The following is a 4004-nucleotide window of genomic DNA, read 5'->3' as shown; positions in this document are numbered from 1 at the left end:
TATCCCTAATATATTTAGACGAATTGATAATTTCTTGTATATCATTGTCTTTATCTTTAAATCTCTTTATTAAGCCTAGAATTTGTTCATACTCGTATAAATTAGCTTCTGCCCTCTTCAGTGTATCAAATACTCCTTGCCTTGTAATATTTAGATTCTCTCCAATTTCTGCAAGAGATAAATCATGATTATAAAATAATTCAATAACCTCAGACTGTTTATGGCTAAGTAGATTGCCATAATAATCATATAAAATTCCAATCTCAACTAATTTCTCAATCATTATATCACCAACCAAATAATGCTGTCAAGTTTTAAACTTGACAGCATTACCTTATTATAAAATTTTATAATTGTCAATATTAATAAAAAATAGCTTCTACAAAATCATCCGTATTAAAGTCTTGCAAATCTTCTATGCCCTCACCGATTCCTATTAGTTTAACAGGCAGTCCCAATTCGGCTTGGAGGGCTATGATCACACCGCCTTTGGCAGTTCCATCCAATTTAGTAAGTGCTACACCTGTAATATTAGCAACCTCCTTAAAGGTCTTGGCCTGATTAAGAGCATTTTGGCCTGTAGTTGCATCTAGTACTAATAATACTTCTTTTCTTGCATCTGGATACTCCCTTTCCACAACACGAAATATTTTGTTTAATTCATTCATTAAATTAGCTTTATTGTGAAGTCTCCCTGCTGTATCACATATTAATACATCTACATCCCTAGCTCTAGCTGCATGTATTCCATCATATACAACCGCTGCTGGATCTGCACCCTCGCTATGAGAAATAAATTCAGCACCTGATCTATTACTCCATTCCTCTAATTGTTCTATGGCTGCTGCCCTAAAAGTATCTCCAGCTGCAATTAGGATCTTTTTCCCCTGCTCCCTAAAATTATAGGCTAATTTTCCTATAGTAGTAGTTTTTCCTACACCATTTACTCCGACTACTAGCATTACTGCAGGACTTGGTTCTATATTTAAAGAATTATCTTTTACAGAGTCATTCATAAAAGTTTTTATTTCTTCCTTAAGTACACCTTTGACTTCATTAGGTTCAATTATCTTTTCATCCTTCACTCTTTCTCTTACCCTATCGATTAACTCCATAGTAGTATTTACTCCTACATCAGCCGTAACCAAAATTTCTTCTAAATCTTCAAAAAGCTCCTCATCAATCGTTTTATACATAGATAGGATACTATCAATTTTATCTGACATTTCCTTACGAGTTTTAGATAGACTGTTTTTTAGTTTATCGAAAAAACCAATTTTTTCTTCATTGGTTTTTGATGATTCTTCTACAGAACAATCCTTATTATCTTCTTTTCTTTCTTTACCTTTAAGCCATTTGAACATTCTATGCCTCCTAACTAGCTATATTTTCAATAAAATCTTTTAATTCTACGGAAATCAATTTACTTACTCCTTCTTCAGCCATGGTTACTCCATATAATATATTAGCAATTTCCATAGTTGTTTTTCTATGGGTTATTAATATAAATTGTGTTTCTTCTTGGAAGCTTTTTAAAAACTCTGTATAGCGACCTATATTAGCTTCATCTAAGGCAGCATCAATCTCATCTAATATACAAAATGGAGATGGTCTTGTTTTAAATATTGCAAATAACAGGGCAACTGCTGTCAAAGATTTTTCTCCTCCAGATAATAAACTTAAACTTTGTAGTCTTTTACCAGGAGGCTGTGCTTGTATTTCTATACCTGATTCTAATATATTGTCCATATCACTCAGTTGTAAAGAAGCTCTACCTCCATTGAATAAGCTAATAAAAATTTCTGAGAAGTTTCTGTTAATTTCACTGAAAGATTTTTTAAATATCTTTTCCATTTTTTCTTCCATATCTTCAATAATTAAATTTAAATCTTTCTTACTACTTGATAAGTCATCATGCTGATTATTTAAAAACTCTAATCTTTCTTTAACACTTTTATGTTCTTCTATTGAAGCTAAGTTTACATTCCCTATATTTTTTATTGAAGTTTTTAATTTTGCTACTCTATTCCTAGCTTTTGTAATATTAGAAATTTCCCTTTCATATTTTCTAGCTTCTTGAAAATTCAATTCATAATTATCTAATAGTTTAGACTCTTCAATTTCTAATTTTAATTTTACTTTTGATAGCTTTAAACTGTTATTATTATTTTGTTTCTCTAAAATACTTATTGTCTTATCAATATCCCTGATATCTTTCTCCTTGTTATAATAATCTTTCATTAAATACTCTTTCTTATCTATATACTCTTCCATTTTAGCTGATATATGTGTTTCATTATTTTCTGTTTCTTTTATAAGCCTAGATAGTTTATCTTTGTTTTCTATTATTGTACTTATTTCCTTTTCCAGTTCCTTAATTTTATTACTATTTTCTTTATATGATAAATCATTGTCTATATTTTCCTGGGTCTTTCTATCTATTTCTTTTTGTAGATTTCTTATATTATTTTCACTAGTATTGATTTCAATTCGTAAATCGGCTATGACTCCTGAAAGTTTCTCATATAATGGATTATTATTCTCAAGACTATATTTTAAAATATTTGTATCCTTTTTTACAATCTCTGACTTGTTTTCTAATTCTTTTAAAATATTCTTCTTATTATTCTTTTCCCATCTTAAATTATCCATTTCCTTTTTTAGTTCTTTTATTTCAGATGTAGATTTAATCAAGTTCTCTTCTAGGGTGCTTTTATCATCTAATAAATTGTCATATCTATTAGATGTATCTAATGCTTCTGATTCAAGAGTTTTAATTTCCAAATCTATTTGTTTATTTTTATCCATGATATTTTCTAATTTTTTAGTAATTCCTCTCTTCTCTCTTTTTTTATCTTTAATTATTAATTGTAATTTATCTATATTTTCACTAAGATTTGTTATCTTGTTTTTTCTACTTATAAGACTAATTGTATTTTTACCATAGCTTCCACCTGTTAAGGATCCACCAGGATTTAGTAGATCTCCATCCAAGGTAACAATTTTATATCTATGACCAAATCGATTAGCCAATCTCAATCCATTATTTAAATTATCTATAATAATAATCCGACCTAGTAAATATTTAAATATATTATTGTATTCTTCCTTATATTGAATTACATTATGTCCTAATCCCAATACTCCATATTTTTTTAATTGTTCTATATTAATATTTAAAACATTTCCCCTAATAGTGTTTAAGGGTAGGAAGGTTGCTCTTCCTAGATTATGATTTCTTAAATATTCTACTAAATTCTTAGCACTTGCTTCACTTTCCATAATTATATTTTGAACACTGCTACCAAGACTTATATCTATGGCTTTCTCATAAGTCTTGTCCACTTTTAATAATTCTGCCACTGGTCCGATAAACCCTTCATTAGAAATCCTTTTATTTTTAACTGCTTTGAGAATATTTTTAGTACCTTGATAGTATCCTTCATAAGCTGTTTCCATATTTTTATATAGATTCAAACTAGAAAGAAATCCTTGCAATTTTATTTCATTTTTATTTATAGTCTCTAATATTATTTTTTCATCTTTCTTAAAATTTTCTTCAATCTGTTTGTTTTTAATTGATTCTTCTTTTAATAGTTCTAGCTCTGCTTCTATTTCTTCTTTTTCTTCTAGGAGTGTTTCCATTTTTCTTATATTTGTATCTTCTTTCACTTTTATATTATCAATTTCTTCTTGTAATTGGGATAAATTCAATTCAATCTTCTGATATAGTAGGTTTACACTATTAATTTCGCTCTCCTTATCAGAAATTTGTCTATATAAGGATATATCTTCATCTTTTTTGTTTTCTATTTGAGATTTTAGATTTTCAAGTTTATTATATATAATCTGAAGTTCTTCCTTCTTTTGATGAAGTTTTTTATAAATATTTTCATGATCTAAACTAACTGTTTCTTTATTTGCTTTTAAATTTAATATCTTTTCATCAGTTTCTTTTATAGAATTATATAATCTACTTTTTTCATTTGTGATTCTTTCTAAAT

At 27.9% G+C, this 4004-nt stretch carries 3 protein-coding genes; all 3 read right to left on the bottom strand.

The annotated features are described in order from the left end of the window. The coding region (locus VK071_09250) for a sigma factor-like helix-turn-helix DNA-binding protein (protein ID HLR35489.1) at positions 1 to 298 on the bottom strand (298 nt) is incomplete at its 3' end. A 64-nt stretch (positions 299 to 362) separates the two neighbouring features. Then, positions 363 to 1364 (bottom strand): signal recognition particle-docking protein FtsY, encoded by a 1002-nt coding sequence (gene ftsY, locus VK071_09245; protein ID HLR35488.1) that lies wholly within the window; start codon positions 1362 to 1364, stop codon positions 363 to 365. Positions 1365 to 1374: 10 nt separating this feature from the next. Continuing rightward, positions 1375 to 4004 (bottom strand): chromosome segregation protein SMC (gene smc / locus VK071_09240; GenBank protein HLR35487.1); only part of this gene is annotated, 2630 nt, incomplete at its 5' end.

It is taken from the genome of Tissierellales bacterium (assembly GCA_035301805.1).
In the GTDB taxonomy this organism is placed as follows: Bacteria; Bacillota; Clostridia; order Tissierellales; family DATGTQ01; genus DATGTQ01.
This window is presented reverse-complemented; position numbering and strand designations above follow the sequence as displayed.